Consider the following 17,313-nt stretch of genomic DNA (forward strand, 5'->3'; position numbering starts at 1 on the left):
CTATCCGAACCACTGAAAAACCACGCGCATTAACGCATTCCAGGAGTCCAACACATGAGTTTCTTCCCCATCGAGCAGGCCCCCGGCCGTCTCAACCGTTCCGAACTGGCCGTTCCCGGCAGCCAGCCCGGCATGTTCGAAAAAGCCGCCCAATCGGACGTCGACGTGATCTTCCTTGATCTCGAAGACGCGGTTGCGCCGGACGAAAAGGAACAGGCCCGCAAGAACATCATCGAAGCCCTGAACGACATCGACTGGGGCAACAAGACCATGTCGGTGCGCATCAACGGTCTCGACACCCACTACATGTACCGCGACGTGGTCGACGTGGTCGAACAGGCCGGTGAACGCCTCGACCTGATCATGATCCCCAAGGTCGGCACCGCCGCCGACGTCTACGCCGTCGACATGATGGTCACCCAGATCGAAGACGCCAAGGGCCTGAAAAAGCGCATCGGTTTCGAACACATCATCGAAACCGCGCTTGGCATGCAGAACGTGCACGAGATCGCCGCCGCCTCCAAGCGGAACGAAAGCCTGCACTTCGGCGTCGCCGACTATGCGGCCTCGACCCGCGCCCGCACCACCATCATTGGCGGCGTGAACCCCGACTATTCGGTCCTGACCGATCCGGCCGCCGACGGCGCGCGTGAAACCCACTGGGGCGACATGTGGCACTATGCGCTGGCCCGTATGGTCGTGGCGGCCCGTGCCAATGGCCTGCGCCCGATCGACGGCCCCTTCGGCGACTTCCAGGATGCCGATGGCTACCGCGCCGCCGCCAAACGCGCCGCCGTTCTTGGGTGTGAAGGCAAATGGGCCATCCACCCCTCGCAGATCGCGCTGGCCAACGAAGTCATGTCGCCTTCCGAGGCAGAGGTCACCAAGGCCAAGCGCATCCTCGAAGCCATGGCCGAAGCGGAAGCCGCCGGAAAAGGCGCAGTCTCTCTCGACGGTCGCCTGATTGACTATGCGTCGATCCGTCAGGCCGAAGTGCTAGTGGAGAAAGCCAAGCAGATCGCAGGCAACTAAGCAAAATCATCGAAAGCGAGACAGGCCCGGCCACATTTTGTCCGGGCCTTTTTCATGGTTGCCTGAAATTCTTGCAAAGTGAAACATGAATCAGTATTCATATTTCATGACCATGCAAGCACCTAAAACAAAACGCGGCACCGCTCGCCGCGAAATCCTGCTCCGCTCTGCCGAGAAAGTCATCGGCGAAAAGGGCTATGCCGCCGCATCCATCGCCGACATCACCCGCGATTCCAGTACAGCCCAAGGCACATTCTACCTCTATTTCGCGTCAAAGGCCGATGTTTTCAGAGAACTTGTTCTGGAAATGGGTGCTCTCATCCGGAAAGTAATGAGCGAGGCCACCTCAAGCGCCCCAAATCGTCTCGAAGCCGAACGCCTAGGGCTGCGCGCCTTTCTCGGCTTTGTGTCCGAACGCCCTCACCTCTATCGCATTGTTGAAGAGGCCCGTTTTGTCGATCCCGAGGCCTATCGAGACTACTTCTCGCAATTCGAACAGGGCTACCGCGACCAGCTTGAAAAAGCCGCCGCGTCCGGCGAGATCAGCCCCGGCAACGCCGAAGTCCGCGCCTGGGTTCTCATGGGCATCGCCAAGAACCTTGGCGACCGCTACGTCCTGCTTGACCAGAGCGCCGATCTTGACGCCGTCACCGACGAAGCCTTCGACATGATCAAGAACGGATTGGCCCCGTGACGCAAGGAAGCGATCTCCTGTCCCTGGCCGAGCACCGCGACGGTATCTGGCACCTGAAGCTCTCGGCACCCCGCGCCAATGCGCTTGAGCCGGTGTTTCTGGATATCATCCGTGCGGCAATGGACCGGATCGAAGCCACCGCGCCGCGCGCCCTTGTCATGACGGCCGGGCGCAACTTCTGTTCCGGCGGTGACGTGGCGCGCTTCTTCGAAGCGGTCAAGGCCGGCCAAGGCAAGGCTTATACCCAAAGCGTCGTGCCTGTCCTGCAAGAGATCGTCCTGCGTCTCACCGCCCTGCCCGCCCCCGTCGTCATCGCCGCACGTGGTGCCAACACGGGCGGCGGATGCGGGTTTCTCTTTGCCTCCGATCTGGCCGTCATCCACCCAACCACCTTTGTACAGCCCTATTACGCCCGCGTCGGCTTTGCCCCTGACGGCGGCTGGACAGCCCTTCTGCCGGAACGGATCGGTGCCGGACCTGCCCTGGCATGGCTTCAGGAAGACGCGCGCAAATCCTGCGCCGACCTGCGCGCCCTTGGCCTCGCGAGCCACGTCTCCGACACCCCCGAGGCAAAGGCGTTTTCGCTTCTGGACGACGTCAATCTGGCAACGCTTGCAACCGCCAAAACCCTCGTCTGGGATGCCGAACGCCTTGCCCGTCTCGATCGCCGTCTCAAGGCCGAGACCGAAGCCTTTTTCCAACGCATTGACCAGCCCGACACCCTTCAGGGCATGACCGCATTCCTGACGCCACAAGAGGCCTGAAACACATGTTCGACATCGTCACCGACATGGCCGCCAAGCGTGCCGAGATCACGCCTGACCGCATCGCCTTTGTGGAACAGGCCAACGGCCGGAACTGGAGCTTTGCCGAGGTCAACCGCGCCGCCAATGGCATGGCGGCGGGCCTGACGGACATGGGCCTGACCGAAGGCGACCGTGTCGCGATCCTCTGCCCCAATACGACAACCTTCTTCATTGCGCTCTTTGCCTGCCAGAAATCCGGTCTGGTCCTGTGCCCGCTGAACTGGCGTCAACCCGCCCCCGAACTGATCGACACGCTGGCCCCGTTTCCGCCACGTGTCATCCTGCATGACACCACCTTCGCCGGACCGGCCTATGACGTGGCCGAGGCCTTCTCGGTCCCGGCCGTCGCGTTCGAGGGGCAGGTCAGCGAATGGATCGACGCCGGCACCGATGGCTCTGCAGGCGTCATCCCCGCCGACAGGCTCTGGTACCTGCTGTTCACCTCCGGCACCACAGGCCGCCCCAAAGCGGTGATCCAGACCGCCCGCATGAGCTGGGCCAATGCCGTCAACATCGGGCAAGCCATCGACCTCACCAGCCAGGACCGTGCGGTCAACTTCCTGCCCCTGTTCCACACCGCTGGCATCAACCTCTACACCCTGCCTGTGTTCCTTAGCGGCGGGTGCTCCACGGTTCTGTCCAAATTCGATGATGCCACCGTTCTGACCATGCTTCAGGCGGGCGACATCAGCCAGTTCTTCGGCGTTCCCGCCATCTACCAGGCCCTCAGCCTGTCACCCGACATTGATCGCGTCGAATGGGCCACCATCCGCTGCGGCTGTGGTGGTGCGCCCCTGCCAGAACCCCTGATCCGCTTTTTCGCCGACCGGGGCGCCCGCGTTCTAAACGGTTTCGGCATGACGGAAACCGGCCCCACGGTGTTCCTGATGGACGAGGCAAACGCCGAGGCTAAGATCGGTTCGGTCGGGCGGCCGCAAATGCTCACCGAATGCCGCCTCGACGGCGTGGTGGACGGCGAGACCGGCGAGGGCGAAATACAGTTTCGCGGCCCCAACATCACCCCCGGCTACTACCAGAATGACGAGGCCACCAGAGGCGCATTTACCAAGGATGGCTGGCTCAAGACCGGCGATGTCGGCCATCGCGACGCGGACGGGTTCTATTTCATCGTCGACCGCATCAAGGACATGTACATCTCGGGCGGCGAAAACGTCTATCCGGCCGAGGTTGAGCGCATCCTCGTGCAACATCCCGATGTCCTCGAGGCGGCCGTGATCGGCGTGCCCGACAACAAGTGGGGCGAGGTTGGCGCAGCCTACCTGATGCCCCGCCCCGGCCACGCAATTGATGGCGAAGCCCTGCGCCTGTGGTGCCGCGAACGCCTCGCCGCCTACAAGGTGCCGGCGCACGTCGCACAGGTTGACGATTTCCCCCGCACAGCCGCCGGCAAAATCCGCAAACCCGATCTTCGCAAGGAATTCTCAGCATGACCGAGCTCAGCGCCATCTGGCGCCCCACTCAGGATGATTTCAACCTCTTCGCCAAAGTCTCCGGCGACGACAATCCGATCCACGTCGACGAAGAGTTTTCGCGCAACTCGGCCTTCGGACGCACGGTCAGCCACGGCATGCTGATCTATTCGAAACTCTGGGGCATGGTCTGCGCCCATCACCCCGGCGCGCGGTCGGTGGAACAGAAGATGATGTTCCCGAACCCCACCTATACCGGCGAAGACATCCGCCTCATGGTCACCGGCGCCATTCCCGGCCATGTCGAGATGCGCGCGGTTCGGGTTGCCGATGGCGCAGAGGTCTTTCTTGGCGAAGCGGAGGTCGCATAATGGAGGTTGGACAAAAGGCGGAACTGACCCGCACCTTCACCCCCGAGGACATCGCGGGATATGACGCGCTCGCATCGGGCCGAACTGAGGGCCAGGTGCCCGAACCCCTGATCGCGGCGCTGTTTTCCTATCTCCTAGGCGTCAAACTGCCCGGCCCTGGCACCAACTACCTGAAACAAGAGATCGCCTTCCCCGAAAAGGCCCCGCTGGACATGGCTCTGACCGCTTCGGTCGAAGTCACCCGCCTGCGGCCCGAAAAACAGATCGTGGATCTCTGGGCCAAGGCCACCCTGCCCGACGGCACCGTTGTCGCCGAAGGCCGGTCTCTGGTGAAATACGCCGACACCGGTCACGTATAATCACATCGTGAGACGACAAACAAAGGGCTGTGTCCGCTGAAAAGCAGGCACAGCCCTCTGCCGTTGGGTAGATCGAAAAACAGGGGACGGGCGATCAAAGACCGTCTTCAAACGCCTGAAGCGCGGCCAGAAATGCCTCCGGCTCCTCGAGGTTCGCCGAATGCCCCGACTGCGCAAACCCGACAGCATGCGCTTGCTGCGCGGTGTTCGCCATCCAGAGCGCCGTCGCCTCCGGGTAGACACGGCTCCTTTCGCCGTAGCCAACCAGCCAGGGAACATCGACCCTGGCAACCACGTCCCACAGATTCAGCGCCATCAGGTCATCCCAATAGGCCGCCATGATCGCGGGATCATTCGACAGCACCTGCAAAAGCGCGGCATCACGCGAAAACGCCGGCGCGCCCTCGCGGGTTGCGAACATGGTCGTGGCGATCTTTTCCGCAGCACTGGCCCAGTCTTCGTGGATTTCGCGGGTCGAGGCTGCAAGGCGTTCCGGCGTTGAGCCAAGCAGGCCCAAATCCCAATCCGATCCATTTGCCGGACGCGGGCTCATGTCGAGGGTCACGAGGCCAGACAGACGCGCAGTCCCGTGATCGCGGATGTAGGACCACGCCACCGCCGCCCCCATCGACCATCCCACCAACAGAACGTCCTCACGCCCCGTGGCACGGATCAACGCATCAACCTGCGCAACACAAGAATCAAGGCCGGTCGGATGGTCCGTATTGTCGCCATGGCCGGGAAAATCCGGGGCCATGGCCCGTGGTCCAAGGGCGTCAACAAGCGGATCGAACACCGATCCCCGCATCGTCCACCCATGCAGGAACAGGACTGGCCGGTCGTTAGATTTGGTCGTCATCATTTACCGGACCGCAAGCGCCCCACGATCCCCGTCGGGAAGAAATACACACTCAGGATGAACAGAACGCCCAGCCACAAAAGCCACCTATCGGGATCAAGCAGGCGCGACAACAGCGGGATCGCCTCGGTCGCCGCCGCCGCACTTCCCATCAGGTCCTGCAAATAGGTCTGCGCCAGCACCAGAAGCGTCGCCCCGATGGCCGCGCCCCAGATCGTGCCCATGCCGCCAATCACCACCATCAAGAGGATATCCAGCATGATCGCAAAGCTCAGCGTCGTGTCCGGCCCGACATAGCGCAGCCACAGGGCAAAGAGGCTCCCCGCCAGCGCCGCAATCGCCGCCGACAGACAGGTCGCAATCGTCCGGTAAGCCACCACGCGATAGCCAATCGCCTCGGCGCGGAAATCGTTTTCACGGATCGCCTGCAACACCCGCCCAAAGGAGGAATTCACCACCCGTAGCATCAGCAGGAACAACATGAGCGAGCAGAAGAACACCACATAGTAGTTCAGCAGCTTGCCATTGATCTTCACACCGGCAAATTCTCCCATCCGGTTGGCCGGACCAAGCGCGCGGGGGATCTTGAAGGTAAACCCGTCTTCGCCACCCGTCAGCCAGGACAGCTGGCTGACCAGCACCGCCACGGCGGATGCCACCGCAAGGGTGATCATCGCAAAGAAAATCGCCCGTACACGCAGCGAAAACAGCGCGATCACAAAGGCCAGCGCCGCCGCAAGCAAGGCACCGGAGAGAGAGCCGACAATCAGCGCGCCAAAGCCGCGCCCCATGTGCTGCGAGGCAAGGCCAACCCCATAGGCGCCAATGCCGAAGAACATCGTGTGGGCAAAACTCACGACGCCGGTATAGCCCAGCAACAGGTCATAACTCGCGGCAAGCACAATGAAAATCGCGATGCGCGCGGCAGTGTCCAGAGACCGGACACCGGGGAACAGGAACGGCGCAAGCGCCAACCCGAGGAAGATCGCGATCAACACCAGCGTGAGGATCTTGGAACGCGGCGCATCGCCGGAAATCAGGGACATGATCATCTCTTGGTCCTCACTTCGCCTTGACCACGGGCATCATGCCCTGGGGTCGCCACAACAGGATCACGGTCATCAGGCCGATGTTTGAAATCAGCGCGAGCTTGGGTTCGAGGAAGGCGATATAGTTCTGCATCAAGCCCACCAGAAGCGCGCCGATAAAGGCCCCTTCCACCGACCCAAGGCCGCCGATAATCACCACGATGAAGACAAGGATCATCATCTCCTCGCCCATTCCTGCGGTGATCACCTCTTCGTAAAGGCCCCACATTACACCGCCCAGACCGGCCAGCGCCGATCCCGCGATGAACACGCCGACAAAGACAACCCGCAGCCGATAACCAAGCGCCTCGACCATCTCGCCGTTCTCGACACCGGCCCGCACGATCAGGCCGATCTTGGTGCGGCGAAACACAAGGCGCATCGCCACGAACAGAACCAACCCGACGGCCACGGCCAGCAGGCGGTATTTCTCAAGCGCCGCGCCCCAGAAGGTCACCGCCCCCTTGAACATCTCCGGGCGCGTCAGGAAAATCTCTTCCGGCCCCCAGATCACGTGGATCATCTGCTCGATCACGATCAGGCCGCCCACAGTGACAAGAATCTGTTTGAGGTGCGCACCGTAAACCGGCTTTACGATCACCTTCTCGAAGGCCCACCCAAGCAGGCCGGTAACTGCCATCGCCGCCAGAACCGCAAGCAGGATCGCCGTCAGGTTCAGAACAAGCGAGGGCGCCGCCGCCCATTGCCCAAAGGCAAACAACACGCTGACCCCGACAAAGGCTCCAACCGAAATAAAGGCGCCGTGGCCAAAGTTGATCACGTCCATCAAGCCAAACACCAGCGTCAGGCCGGAGGCGATGATGAAGATCATCATCCCCATCGCCAGCCCCGAAACGGTCAGCGTCAGCCAGCTGGACGGGCTGCCAATGGCCACAAAGCCGAACACCACAAGGATCGGGATCAGCAGGAACGGCATCGCTTGCGCGATCCGCGCGGATAGCGGAACATCCGCAAAAGTAGGTTTATGATCGGGGGCTGCTGTCATCATCCCGCCTCCATGCTCAGGCCCATCAACTGCTCTTGCAGTTGGGCGCTTTCTGCCAGTTCACGCATCTCGCCAGTCCAGACAATCCGCCCGTCATCCATCACCGCGGCATAGTCGCCAATCGCCTTGGCGACGCCAAAGTTCTGCTCGACCATCAGGATCGACGCCCCCTGCGCCTTCAGCTCTTTCAGGGCCGAGGCCATCGTCGAAACAATCGCCGGCGCAAGGCCCTTGGTCGGCTCGTCGATCAGGTACAAGGACCGGTCTTCGGCCATCGCACGGGCAATCGACAGCATCTGCTTCTGTCCGCCCGAAAGGTTGCCGGCTTCCGATGTCCAGAAGGTCTTGAGCGGCGGGAAGGCCGCGAAAATCCACTCGCACCGCTTTGCATCCAAAGGTCCGGACGACGCCGCAAGCATCATGTTTTCCTCCACAGTCAGGTCGGTGAAAATGCCCATGTCTTCGGGCACAAACCCGATACCCGCCCGCGCCCGCGCCGGTGTGGCGGCCTGGGTGATATCCTCCCCGTCAAAGGTGATACGGCCCTGCTTGGCTACCCAAAGCCCCATGATGGTGCGCAATGTCGTGGTCTTGCCAACACCGTTGCGACCCAACAACATGGTCACCGCACCACGCGGCACCGCGAGATCGACACCATGCAGGATGTGATACTGGGCAATGTCGGTATAGACGCCCTCAAGGGTCAGGATCGCCTCAGACATCTTCCAGCTCCTTGCCCATATAGGCGTTCTGGACAACGTCCGACGCCATCACCTCACCCGGTTCCCCGTCCGCCACAAGCGCGCCGTTGTGCAACACGATGATCCGGTCCGCCAGCGCGCGGATCACGTCCATCTTGTGTTCCACCAACAGGATCGTGCGATCCCGGTCCGCCTTCAGTTCTGCAATCAGATCAAGCACCACCGGTGCCTCATCCACGCTCATGCCAGCCGTCGGCTCATCGAACATGTAAACCTTGGGGTCGATCGCAATCAGCATCGCAACCTCCAGCTTGCGCTGGTTGCCGTGGCTCAGTTCCGAAACAAGCTGATCCTTCAGCGTATCCAGCCGCACCCGCTCAAGCACCGACATCGCCTCGGTGGTCAGCGCCGTATGGCTGTCCGCCATCGTCAAGAGCGACATCCCGGCCCCGCGGTGCGCCTGCACGGCCAGACGCACGTTTTCAAGAACGCTCAGCCCCGGAAACAGGTTGGTCAGCTGAAAGGCCCGTCCCAAACCGCGATGGCACCGCTCCGACACCGACAGGCGGGTGATGTCCTCGCCCATCAGTTCAACACGGCCTTCGCTGGCCGGAATCTGGCCGGAGATCAGGTTGAAATATGTGGTCTTGCCCGCACCGTTCGGCCCGACAATCGCGGTCAACTCACCGGCATGAAAGGCGCTGCTGACAGCATCCACTGCCACATGCCCACCAAACCGCACGGTGAGCCCGTGGGTTTCCAGAAGCGTCTGGGTCATGGTTTCGCTCTTGGTTGGAAAATCGAAAGTGGCAGGGCGCAAAGGCGCCCCGCCCGTGGTTTGTTACTGATTGCGGACCGGAATGTTCATCTCGTCCATGCCCAGCTCACGTACCAGCACCGGTACGCCGTAATCCTTGCCGTCCTGCACTTCGGTGCGGAAGTGATACATCGACTGCATCGCCTGGTGGTCTTCGGCGCGGAACTTCATGGTGCCCTTCGGGGTCTCCCACTCCATGCCTTCCATCGCCCCGATCAGCGCGTCGGTATCCTCGGCGCCACCGGCCTTCTTGATCGCCTCGACAACCGCGATACCGGCTGCCATGCCACCTGCGGTGAAGAAATCCGGCGGGCTGTCATGACGCTTGAAGTGCTCTTCAACCAGCCAATCGTTCACCGGGTTGCTGGGGATTTCATAGTAGTAATAGGTCGCCCCTTCGAGACCCGGCATTTCCTTGTAGGCCTTCAGCGCCGCGAGGATGTTGCCACCGGTCGCGATCTCGATGCCGAACCGCGAGGGGTCCATCGCGTTGATCTTGCTCATCGGGTTGCCGCCACCGGCCCAGATCAGGAACAGCTTCTTCGCGCCGCTTTCCCCTTCCATCGCGGTAAAGATACGCTCTGCCGCCGCGGTAAAGTCCGTGGTGTCCGTCGGCACATATTCCTCGTGCGCGATCTTGGCACCGGTCGCCTCAAGCGCCTCCTTGAAGGCGGCCACGCCGTCACGGCCAAAGGCATAGTCCTGCGCGAGCGTCGCGATGGTCACCCCTTCGCCGCCAAGCGCAACCGCGTTGGCAATCGCGTCCTGCGACGAGTTGCGGCCAGTGCGGAAAATGTAGCGGTTCCACGCCTTGCCGGTGATCGAGTCCGCCACCGCAGGCTCGACGATCAGCACGCGCTCGTATTCTTCGGCCACCGGCAGCATCGCCAGCGCCACGCCCGAGCTGACCGGACCAACCGCGATATGCGCGTCGTCGTCACCATAGGCTTCCGCCAGCAGGCTGCGGCCCTTGGCCGGATCAAGCTGGGTGTCCTTTTCGATCACTACCAGCGGCTCACCATTGATTTCCATGGTCCCGCCGGTTGCATATTCCAGGCCCATCATCAGGCCGTCATGAGATTGCTTGGCATAGGCCTCGAACGGGCCGGTTTTGCCATAGACATGAGCAATACGAATTTCAGCCGAAGCCGCCGTGGCAAGCGCCAGCACGGCAGTGGCTACACCGAGTTTCAAAAAGCGTTTCAAGAAAGACTCCTCCCATCCTTGTCGCACCAAAAATGAAACATGAATCACCATTCATGTCAACGAAAGGATATTCGATTTCACAATCTCCTTTGAAATCAAAAGGAAGGCTGCACCAACGCCCACGCCGCCTGCATGAACCTTCGCAATTTTCGGGGAGGAAGAGTCAGTAAATTCAGAAGCAAAAACCCTGCGTCCCTGTCACAGTCACACCGACGTGCAGGTCCGTGGGATCACCAAAGGTCAGTCTTCACCAGACAAAAACATTCTTGTCATAAACAAAGACCTTGATATCTCCCGAACCCGTTTGAAGGATCCCCTGGAAGGTGTTCACAGCCATTTTCGTAGTGCACACGTAGACAACGTCGCTCGCTAGAGCGCCCGTCTTTTTGGCGTATTTTTCGGCAAGCATCTTGTTGGCCTCGAGTTCATCAAGGCAATTGTCCCACTCAACATCCAAAAAGCGTTCGATTTCCATCGAAAACGCATCCAGATGTACCTCCAACAACCACCCATCCGGTTCGAGCAACGCCTCGATTGGTTTCTTGGAAACGATCAGGGCACCACATGAATCGTCGCCATGTGCAACAAACAAGGCGCGATCTTCCAGTGTGTAAATCTCGAGATCGCTGTTTTTCACATCCGTTAGAAAATAGGGATGATAATCGACGCGCTGTAGGTTTCGGCTACTCTCCGGAGGGAAATCCGCCAAGCATTGCTCACGTACAGTGACAAACCCAAGCTTGTTTGTGACCTCAAGTGCGGAGGCTTCACATCCTGTGAGCACCGCGACTATGAAAACCAAAACTGCGAAGTGCCTCGAAATCCCAATCATATTAGTCTCTCAATTTAGGGTGCAATAAAGTGAGTAGATCAGCGCAAAGCGTTCATGGCCCCAGAAGGGCACGCCCCTATACCTGACGCCAATTGACGCCACAGTGTCAACTGCGGTATTTGGCGCACATCTCGCAGGACAAACAGAAAAAGAAGGGAAATGGCGGAGCGACAGGGATTCGAACCCTGGAGACGGTTTCCCGCCTACACACTTTCCAGGCGTGCGCCTTCGACCACTCGGCCACCGCTCCGTGCGACGCTCTTTAGCGTTTCAGGGAAGGGATGCGCAAGAGGCAAAACCACCCTTCGCGCGTTTTGTCGAAATCAGCTGTCCAGATGCAGGTTCACGCGCCTGTTCTGACGGCCTTTTTTCTCGATCTTGCCAATCCGCACCCGCCCGATCTCGGAGGTCCTCGCCACATGGGTGCCGCCACAGGGTTGCAGGTCGATCCGGTTCGCCCCTTCGCCGATATAGACAAGGCGCACACGCCCCTGCCCCATTGGCGGTTTGACCGACATGGTTTTCACCAGCCCCGGATTGGCCTTCAACTCATCATCGGTGATCCAGTCCTGCCCCACGGTCAGGTCCAGCTCGATCAGCGCGTTCAACGCCTCGTCCAGCGCCTCTTTCTCTTCCGGCGCATCTGGCATGTCGAAGTCAAGACGCCCCTTCTCGGCGCTGATCGACCCGCCCGTCACCGGCAGCGGAATCACCACCGACAGGATATGCAGCGCGGTGTGGATGCGCATGTGACGATAGCGGCGCTCCCAGTCGAGTTCCTGCGTCACGGTCGTGCCCACCGCAGGAAGCCCCGCCGGCTCGGCCGCCACCAGCGCCACCTGATCGCCCTCGGCCTTGACGGTGGTGGCGATCTTCATCTCGCCCCCGCTCCAGCGCAGCATCCCGCTGTCGCCCGGCTGCCCCCCGCCCGTGGGATAGAACAGCGTGCGGTCAAGAACGATACCGCCCTCCGGCGTATGCGCTACGACAACCGCCTCGGCCTCGCGCAGATAGGCATCCTCGCGGAACAACAACTCGCTCATCGGTCTCCTCCATCGCCATCCGGCGCGTCCACATCCGACAGGTCCGGCGGCATGGCCGCGTTCTGCGGCACGCTCACGGGCTCGACCTGCACCGGATGGGATGTGTTCAGTTTTTCGGGGTTGCGCAGCCAGATATCCTGTTGCGGGAACGGGATTTCGATGCCCGCCTCCATGAAGCGCTGTGCAATGTCATAGTTCATGTCCGACCGCACGCTCAGAACCCAGTTCACATCCCGCAGGATGGCGCGGATTTCAAAGTCCAGCGAACTGGCGCCAAACCCCTGGAACACGACATAGGGCGCAGGCGACGCCAGCACCATCGGATGGGCATTGGCCACGTCCAGCAGGATTTTCTCGACCAAACGCGGATCGGTGCCATAGGCCACGCCCACGGGCACGATCACCCGCCCCACCGTGTTGCCACGGGTATAGTTCGTCACCGTCCCCGCCACGAGATCGCTGTTGGGAATGATGACATCGGTCCGGTCAAAGGTCTCGATCCGCGTCGAGCGCACGGAAATATCGCGCACATAGCCCATCTGGCCATTCACCTCGATCCAGTCGCCCTCGGCGATCGGACGCTCAATCAGCAAGATGATACCGCTGACAAAGTTCGACACCACGGTCTGCAGGCCGAAACCGATCCCGACAGACAGCGCCGAGGCCACCAGCGCGATCGAGCCAAGATCAATCCCGGTGTTCTGGATCGCGATGATTGCGGCCACGGTCAGGCCGACATAGCCCACACCCGCCACAACCGCATTCTGCCCGCCCGCATCCAGCTTGGTGCGCGGTAGAACCGAGTTGCGCAGCGTGCTCTGGAGAAGGCGCGTCAGCCCATAGCCAACCCCGAAGACCGCGATGAAGATCAGCACCTCGCGCGGCGAAATCGTGACATCGCCCACCCGCAGGCCAGCGCCGATTTTCTGGATCAATTCAGAGATATACTGCGGCCCCGCCCCCCAGAACAAAAGCACCAACGGCACGGCGGCGATCAAGAGAAGGAAGGCCAGAAGCACCGACCACAACGAACTTTCAACGCGTTCCTGATCCCCGGACAAGAGCGACAGGAACCGGATCAGCCCACGGTGCAGGATACCGATCAACCCGCCAAGGAAGACCGTGTAGATCGCAGGAAACACCAGCGCCGCCGCGCCACGGGCATAGCCCACGGCCACCAGCACCATGCCAACGATGGCGACCGCCCGCAGCGCCTTGGCCAGCAACGAGATCACCTGCGCCGAAATCGCGCCGTCGGCCTTTGCATCGGCCCGAACGGTATCGACATGCGCCCGCAAGATGCGCGCGAACCGCAACATCAGAAGACCGGAGACAAGGATCAGCGGGAAATATACGACCGCAGAGGCGGTCTCACTCCAGTTGTCATAGCGCGACACGTCCCGGATCATGGTTTCGACACCAAGAACCACACCGATCAGCAAACAGTCATAGCGTCCTTCCCGACGATGCTGTTCGCTTAGAACCAAAACGCCCTGCTCTCCCTCGCGGATCGGAAACAGCCGGCGACCGATCCAGACCGGCATCAACGACATGAAGGCCGCCACCGGCAACGCCTGCAACAGGATGCCCCCGCGAATACCCGCAAGATCGGTGACATAGAGCGCCTCGGTCACAAGGAAAACGCCCACCAGCGGCAGGATCACGTGCCCCAGCGAAATCAGGAAGCCCCCCAGCCAGCGGCCGCTCGACATGCCCTCTTGATACAATGAAGCCTGCGCCCGGTCGGTCCAGTTGCGACCACGCACCACCAAGAGCGCGCCCAGCAGGAAGAGAAACAGGATACGCGGAAGATTGCGCTGGAATTCCTTGTTGGTCCACTCATAGGCCCAGGCCGTGCGGACTTCGCCGATGACATGCACCATCGACTGCGCAAGCGCATCCCAGCCTGATGTCCAGTTCGCGGGGTTCAACGGTGTCGGACCCCGTTGCAAGAGCTCGGCCGTTCGGCGCTCCTGCAAGACCTTGTCGACCCCGGCAATGAGTTCATCGGCCTCGGTTTCCGCAAGTTCCGCCTGAAGGATCGGCTCGCGTGCCTGCGCCAGCGCAGTTTCCAGACGCGCACGCTCTGCGGCCACGGCTTCGGTGTCACCGCCTTCCGGCACCGGCCCCAAGCGATCAAGCTGCGCTTTCAGGGTCTGGATATTGACCGAATAGGCCGATTGCGCATTGGCAAATGTGGACCGCCAGTCCACCAACTGCCCGCGCAGGGTTTCCATCGCCACCTGCGAGGCCCGCCCCGCATCAATCGCTTCGGCGGCCCGCGCAGATACCCGCCCCCAACGTTCGAAATCGGGCGGGTCTGTCTGCGCCGCAAGGCCGCTCAATCCCGGTAGAACAACGAGAAGAAGAACGGCAAGCGCACGGCGCAGAAATGTCATGTCAGGCCTCAAACGTCCTCGAAAACACCCGGAATGCTCGCCGGACCGGACGTCAGCCATTCCGGCGTTGGCAGGCCCTTTTCACGCAGGAAGTCGGGGTTGAACAGCTTCGACTGGTAGCGCGTACCATAGTCGCACAGCACCGTCACAATGGTGTGGCCCGGCCCCATTTCCTTGGCCATGCGGATCGCACCGGCCACGTTGACACCGGAAGACCCCCCAAGACACAGGCCCTCTTCCTGCAAGAGGCCAAAGACCACCGGCAGGGATTCCTCGTCGGGAATCTTATAGCACATATCCGGCGTAAACCCTTCCAGGTTCGCGGTAATCCGGCCCTGGCCGATGCCCTCGGTGATCGAGTCGCCACCGTGATCCTCACCGGTATAAAGCTTGAACATGCCCGATCCGCCCGGATCGGCCAGCGCAACCTTCACGCCCTTCGGCTGAAGCGCGGCACCCACACCGGCCAGCGTCCCGCCCGAACCAACGGCACAGACAAAGCCGTCAACCTTGCCTTCGGTCTGCTGCCAGATTTCCGGCCCCGTGGTCTCGATATGCGCCTGACGGTTGGCCACATTGTCAAACTGGTTCGCCCAGATCGCGCCGTTCGGCTCGGTCTTGGCCAGTTCCTCGGCCAGACGCCCGGAATAGCGCACATAGTTGTTCGGGTTCGAATAGGGCGCCGCCGGCACCTGAACCAGCTCGGCCCCCGCCAGACGGATCATGTCCTTCTTTTCCTGGCTCTGGGTTTCCGGGATCACGATGACCGTCTTGAACCCCATGGACGCGCCCACCAGAGCAAGACCAATCCCGGTGTTGCCCGCGGTGCCCTCGACAATGGTCCCGCCCGGGCGCAGATCGCCGCGCGCAATGGCATCCTTGATGATAAACAGCGCGGCCCGGTCCTTGACCGACTGGCCGGGGTTCATGAACTCGGCCTTGCCATAGATCTCGCAGCCCGTGGCCTCGCTGGCCTTGTTCAAGCGGATCAGGGGAGTGTTTCCAACGGCAGCAGCCAGGTCGGCAGCAATTCGCATCAGCGCGTTCCTTCTAAATCTCTTGGCATCCTGTGTAGGACGCCCGCATCCCGAACTCAAGCAGCGTTGCGCAACCGATCACGATGCCGTGCAAGCCACAGGGCCGCCAGAACCAGCGGCGCATTGACCGCCTGCATGGTGTCCACCATCTCCATCAGGTCCTCAAAGCCGAACAGGTAGGATCTGATGTCTTCCGCCTCGCTTTCAAGCCCCGACACGCCATCACTGCCATCCGGCAGATCGGCAATCCCGATATAGATGTCGTAATACTCGGTCGAACACCCCGGCGAGGCATAGCAATGCGCCACGTCATGCAATTCCCGCAGTTCGATCCCCGCCTCTTCCTGCGCCTCGCGATGGGCGGTCTTCTCCGGCGTCTCGCCTGCATCGACCCGCCCCGCAATCGGCTCAAGCTGCCACGGACGCTCATCCCCCCGCGCCAGAGGGCCAGGGCGAAACTGCTCGACCAACAGCACCCGATCCCGCACCGGATCATAGGGCAGCACGATCATCGCGTCCGTCGCAAGGAATACGGCCCGGTTCACCATCTCGCTCTGACCGCCATCGTAGCGGCGGAATGTCAGGTCGTATTCATCCAGCGCGAAGTATTTCACATAAGGCCGGTTCACATTGTGCACCCGCGCGTCCTGCGCGCCAAACCCGCTCGGGCTGTGCGCAAGGTTGCGCGCCTTCGCATTCACCTTTGCCGTCGCCCGGGCACGGATCATCGGGAACAAATCGGCCACCTCGCCCGCAGACTTCTGGCCGAAATACCCCATGACTTCCTGCGCCGCATAGCAACTCATCTCGCCCCAACGCTCGCTCCAGGCTTCAAGGCTCCAGAGGTCCCCCTGCGGCCAGCTTCCCGGCTCCGGGAAATAGACTTCGGTCGCAATGGCGCCCACCGAAGTGTCCACCGTCACCGGCTTCAGGGCATAGTCAAAGCCGCCCTCGTAGAAATTCAGACGCGCCACATCCTCATCGCGCAGGCCCGACACGACCACGCCTTCGGCCCCGTCACCACCTTCCACGATCATCGGAAACGCCTGCCCGTCGGCCCAGTGCACGGCATGATCCGCAAGGCTGGCCGCCCGCATCTCGATCAAGTCCGCCGGCCGGCCAAGCACGATCGACAGCAGCGGCACATGTCGCAATGTGCCGTAGAAAAACAGGGATTTCACGTGGTTATCTCCAGTGACGATGGGCGAGCTCGGCAAGCAGCCCCGACAGGAGCGCCCCGATCACCAAGGCTGCAATCACCTTCACATCCAACAGGTACCGCGCATAGTCAATGGCGATCTGGATGATCCCGCGCAGCGCCTCCATCGGCTCCGAATAGGCATTGCGCAGCGCCTGGTCCAGCATCTCGTAAGTGCCAAACACAAACAGACCCAGGAACAGCAGGGCAATCACCGATGTGATGCCATTGTTGATCGCATCGGTCACCGATCCCCCGGCCTTTGCCCCCAGCATTTTCCAACCGACAAAGAGGCCGAGACCCGCCGAAACCGGTGTGAAATAGCCAAAGTTCATCGAGATTTCGCGCAGGATCACCGCCTTCACCAGTTCTGCCACCACGGCACCAAGGATCCCGAGACAAAGGGCGGCAACCAATTTCGAACCTGTGGGCATA

General features: G+C 61.3%; 18 protein-coding genes and 1 tRNA gene. 6 read left to right on the top strand and 13 right to left on the bottom strand.

Features of this window, described 5'->3' with window-relative positions:
• The first annotated feature begins 54 nt into the window (after positions 1 to 54).
• The 6 genes from ABWV42_RS00005 to ABWV42_RS00030 all read left to right on the top strand — a co-directional run bounded on the left by ABWV42_RS00005 (position 55) and on the right by ABWV42_RS00030 (position 4,692).
• The gene (locus ABWV42_RS00005; RefSeq protein WP_353338346.1) at positions 55 to 1,032 is read left to right on the top strand and encodes an HpcH/HpaI aldolase/citrate lyase family protein; all 978 of its coding nucleotides are present in this window, start codon (positions 55 to 57) and stop codon (positions 1,030 to 1,032) included.
• A gap of 106 nt (positions 1,033 to 1,138) precedes the next feature.
• A complete protein-coding gene (locus ABWV42_RS00010) occupies positions 1,139 to 1,726 on the top strand; it encodes a TetR/AcrR family transcriptional regulator (protein ID WP_353338347.1) in 588 nt (195 codons plus the stop codon).
• On the top strand, positions 1,723 to 2,490 hold the full coding sequence (locus ABWV42_RS00015; RefSeq protein WP_353338348.1) for an enoyl-CoA hydratase/isomerase family protein: 768 nt from the start codon (positions 1,723 to 1,725) through the stop codon (positions 2,488 to 2,490). Before ABWV42_RS00010 ends, ABWV42_RS00015 begins: the two co-directional genes overlap by 4 nt.
• Positions 2,491 to 2,495: 5 nt before the next feature.
• Complete coding sequence (locus ABWV42_RS00020; protein WP_353338349.1) at positions 2,496 to 3,983, top strand: AMP-binding protein; 1,488 nt, start codon at positions 2,496 to 2,498, stop codon at positions 3,981 to 3,983.
• Positions 3,980 to 4,333: a MaoC/PaaZ C-terminal domain-containing protein gene (locus ABWV42_RS00025; protein WP_353338350.1), complete on the top strand. Its 354-nt coding sequence runs from the start codon at positions 3,980 to 3,982 to the stop codon at positions 4,331 to 4,333. The genes ABWV42_RS00020 and ABWV42_RS00025 overlap by 4 nt, the downstream gene beginning before the upstream one ends.
• A complete protein-coding gene (locus ABWV42_RS00030; protein ID WP_255107881.1) occupies positions 4,333 to 4,692 on the top strand; it encodes a hotdog family protein in 360 nt (119 codons plus the stop codon). The genes ABWV42_RS00025 and ABWV42_RS00030 overlap by 1 nt, the downstream gene beginning before the upstream one ends.
• A gap of 94 nt (positions 4,693 to 4,786) precedes the next feature.
• On the opposite strand, the gene ABWV42_RS00035 is transcribed toward ABWV42_RS00030, so the two are convergent.
• The 13 genes from ABWV42_RS00035 to ABWV42_RS00095 all read right to left on the bottom strand — a co-directional run bounded on the left by ABWV42_RS00035 (position 4,787) and on the right by ABWV42_RS00095 (position 17,312).
• Positions 4,787 to 5,551, bottom strand: a complete 765-nt coding sequence (locus tag ABWV42_RS00035) for an alpha/beta fold hydrolase (protein ID WP_353338351.1) — start codon at positions 5,549 to 5,551, stop codon at positions 4,787 to 4,789.
• Positions 5,551 to 6,603, bottom strand: a complete 1,053-nt coding sequence (locus ABWV42_RS00040; RefSeq protein WP_353338353.1) for a branched-chain amino acid ABC transporter permease — start codon at positions 6,601 to 6,603, stop codon at positions 5,551 to 5,553. Before ABWV42_RS00040 ends, ABWV42_RS00035 begins: the two co-directional genes overlap by 1 nt.
• Positions 6,604 to 6,613: 10 nt before the next feature.
• A complete protein-coding gene (locus ABWV42_RS00045) occupies positions 6,614 to 7,645 on the bottom strand; it encodes a branched-chain amino acid ABC transporter permease (RefSeq protein WP_353338354.1) in 1,032 nt (343 codons plus the stop codon).
• Positions 7,645 to 8,367, bottom strand: coding sequence for an ABC transporter ATP-binding protein (locus ABWV42_RS00050; protein WP_353338355.1), 723 nt, complete (start codon positions 8,365 to 8,367; stop codon positions 7,645 to 7,647). Before ABWV42_RS00050 ends, ABWV42_RS00045 begins: the two co-directional genes overlap by 1 nt.
• Entirely contained in the window at positions 8,360 to 9,124 is a 765-nt protein-coding gene (locus tag ABWV42_RS00055; RefSeq protein WP_255107889.1) for an ABC transporter ATP-binding protein, read from the bottom strand. The genes ABWV42_RS00050 and ABWV42_RS00055 overlap by 8 nt, the downstream gene beginning before the upstream one ends.
• A gap of 63 nt (positions 9,125 to 9,187) precedes the next feature.
• A complete protein-coding gene (locus ABWV42_RS00060; protein ID WP_353338356.1) occupies positions 9,188 to 10,369 on the bottom strand; it encodes a substrate-binding domain-containing protein in 1,182 nt (393 codons plus the stop codon).
• Positions 10,370 to 10,616: 247 nt separating this feature from the next.
• Positions 10,617 to 11,201 carry a hypothetical protein gene (locus ABWV42_RS00065; protein ID WP_353338357.1) on the bottom strand — a complete coding sequence of 195 codons (585 nt, stop codon included), beginning with the start codon at positions 11,199 to 11,201 and terminating at the stop codon, positions 10,617 to 10,619.
• 160 nt (positions 11,202 to 11,361) lie between these two features.
• A tRNA-Ser gene (locus ABWV42_RS00070) sits at positions 11,362 to 11,451 on the bottom strand.
• A 73-nt stretch (positions 11,452 to 11,524) separates the two neighbouring features.
• Complete coding sequence (locus ABWV42_RS00075) at positions 11,525 to 12,244, bottom strand: alanyl-tRNA editing protein (protein ID WP_255107893.1); 720 nt, start codon at positions 12,242 to 12,244, stop codon at positions 11,525 to 11,527.
• Positions 12,241 to 14,643, bottom strand: a complete 2,403-nt coding sequence (locus ABWV42_RS00080) for a DUF3772 domain-containing protein (RefSeq protein WP_353338358.1) — start codon at positions 14,641 to 14,643, stop codon at positions 12,241 to 12,243. Before ABWV42_RS00080 ends, ABWV42_RS00075 begins: the two co-directional genes overlap by 4 nt.
• A gap of 8 nt (positions 14,644 to 14,651) precedes the next feature.
• Positions 14,652 to 15,680, bottom strand: coding sequence for a cysteine synthase A (locus ABWV42_RS00085; RefSeq protein WP_353338359.1), 1,029 nt, complete (start codon positions 15,678 to 15,680; stop codon positions 14,652 to 14,654).
• Positions 15,681 to 15,736: 56 nt separating this feature from the next.
• Positions 15,737 to 16,861: an NUDIX domain-containing protein gene (locus ABWV42_RS00090; RefSeq protein ID WP_353338360.1), complete on the bottom strand. Its 1,125-nt coding sequence runs from the start codon at positions 16,859 to 16,861 to the stop codon at positions 15,737 to 15,739.
• Positions 16,862 to 16,865: 4 nt separating this feature from the next.
• Complete coding sequence (locus ABWV42_RS00095) at positions 16,866 to 17,312, bottom strand: TrgA family protein (protein WP_255107900.1); 447 nt, start codon at positions 17,310 to 17,312, stop codon at positions 16,866 to 16,868.
• Between the last annotated feature and the right edge of the window lies 1 nt (position 17,313).

The organism is Pelagimonas sp. KU-00592-HH (assembly GCF_040369695.1).
Classification (GTDB): Bacteria; Pseudomonadota; Alphaproteobacteria; order Rhodobacterales; family Rhodobacteraceae; genus Shimia.

Bases quoted from the DNA above. Each gene is read 5' to 3' on its own strand.
- ABWV42_RS00040 (WP_353338353.1), bottom strand. From the start codon at position 6,603: ATGATCATGTCCCTGATTTCCGGCGATGCGCCGCGTTCCAAGATCCTC.
- ABWV42_RS00075 (WP_255107893.1), bottom strand. From the start codon at position 12,244: ATGAGCGAGTTGTTGTTCCGCGAGGATGCCTATCTGCGCGAGGCCGAG.
- ABWV42_RS00025 (WP_353338350.1), top strand. From the start codon at position 3,980: ATGACCGAGCTCAGCGCCATCTGGCGCCCCACTCAGGATGATTTCAAC.
- ABWV42_RS00065 (WP_353338357.1), bottom strand. From the start codon at position 11,201: ATGATTGGGATTTCGAGGCACTTCGCAGTTTTGGTTTTCATAGTCGCG.
- ABWV42_RS00020 (WP_353338349.1), top strand. From the start codon at position 2,496: ATGTTCGACATCGTCACCGACATGGCCGCCAAGCGTGCCGAGATCACG.
- ABWV42_RS00010 (WP_353338347.1), top strand. From the start codon at position 1,139: ATGACCATGCAAGCACCTAAAACAAAACGCGGCACCGCTCGCCGCGAA.
- ABWV42_RS00005 (WP_353338346.1), top strand. From the start codon at position 55: ATGAGTTTCTTCCCCATCGAGCAGGCCCCCGGCCGTCTCAACCGTTCC.
- ABWV42_RS00035 (WP_353338351.1), bottom strand. From the start codon at position 5,551: ATGACGACCAAATCTAACGACCGGCCAGTCCTGTTCCTGCATGGGTGG.
- ABWV42_RS00050 (WP_353338355.1), bottom strand. From the start codon at position 8,367: ATGTCTGAGGCGATCCTGACCCTTGAGGGCGTCTATACCGACATTGCC.
- ABWV42_RS00095 (WP_255107900.1), bottom strand. From the start codon at position 17,312: ATGCCCACAGGTTCGAAATTGGTTGCCGCCCTTTGTCTCGGGATCCTT.
- ABWV42_RS00030 (WP_255107881.1), top strand. From the start codon at position 4,333: ATGGAGGTTGGACAAAAGGCGGAACTGACCCGCACCTTCACCCCCGAG.
- ABWV42_RS00085 (WP_353338359.1), bottom strand. From the start codon at position 15,680: ATGCGAATTGCTGCCGACCTGGCTGCTGCCGTTGGAAACACTCCCCTG.
- ABWV42_RS00055 (WP_255107889.1), bottom strand. From the start codon at position 9,124: ATGACCCAGACGCTTCTGGAAACCCACGGGCTCACCGTGCGGTTTGGT.
- ABWV42_RS00080 (WP_353338358.1), bottom strand. From the start codon at position 14,643: ATGACATTTCTGCGCCGTGCGCTTGCCGTTCTTCTTCTCGTTGTTCTA.
- ABWV42_RS00045 (WP_353338354.1), bottom strand. From the start codon at position 7,645: ATGACAGCAGCCCCCGATCATAAACCTACTTTTGCGGATGTTCCGCTA.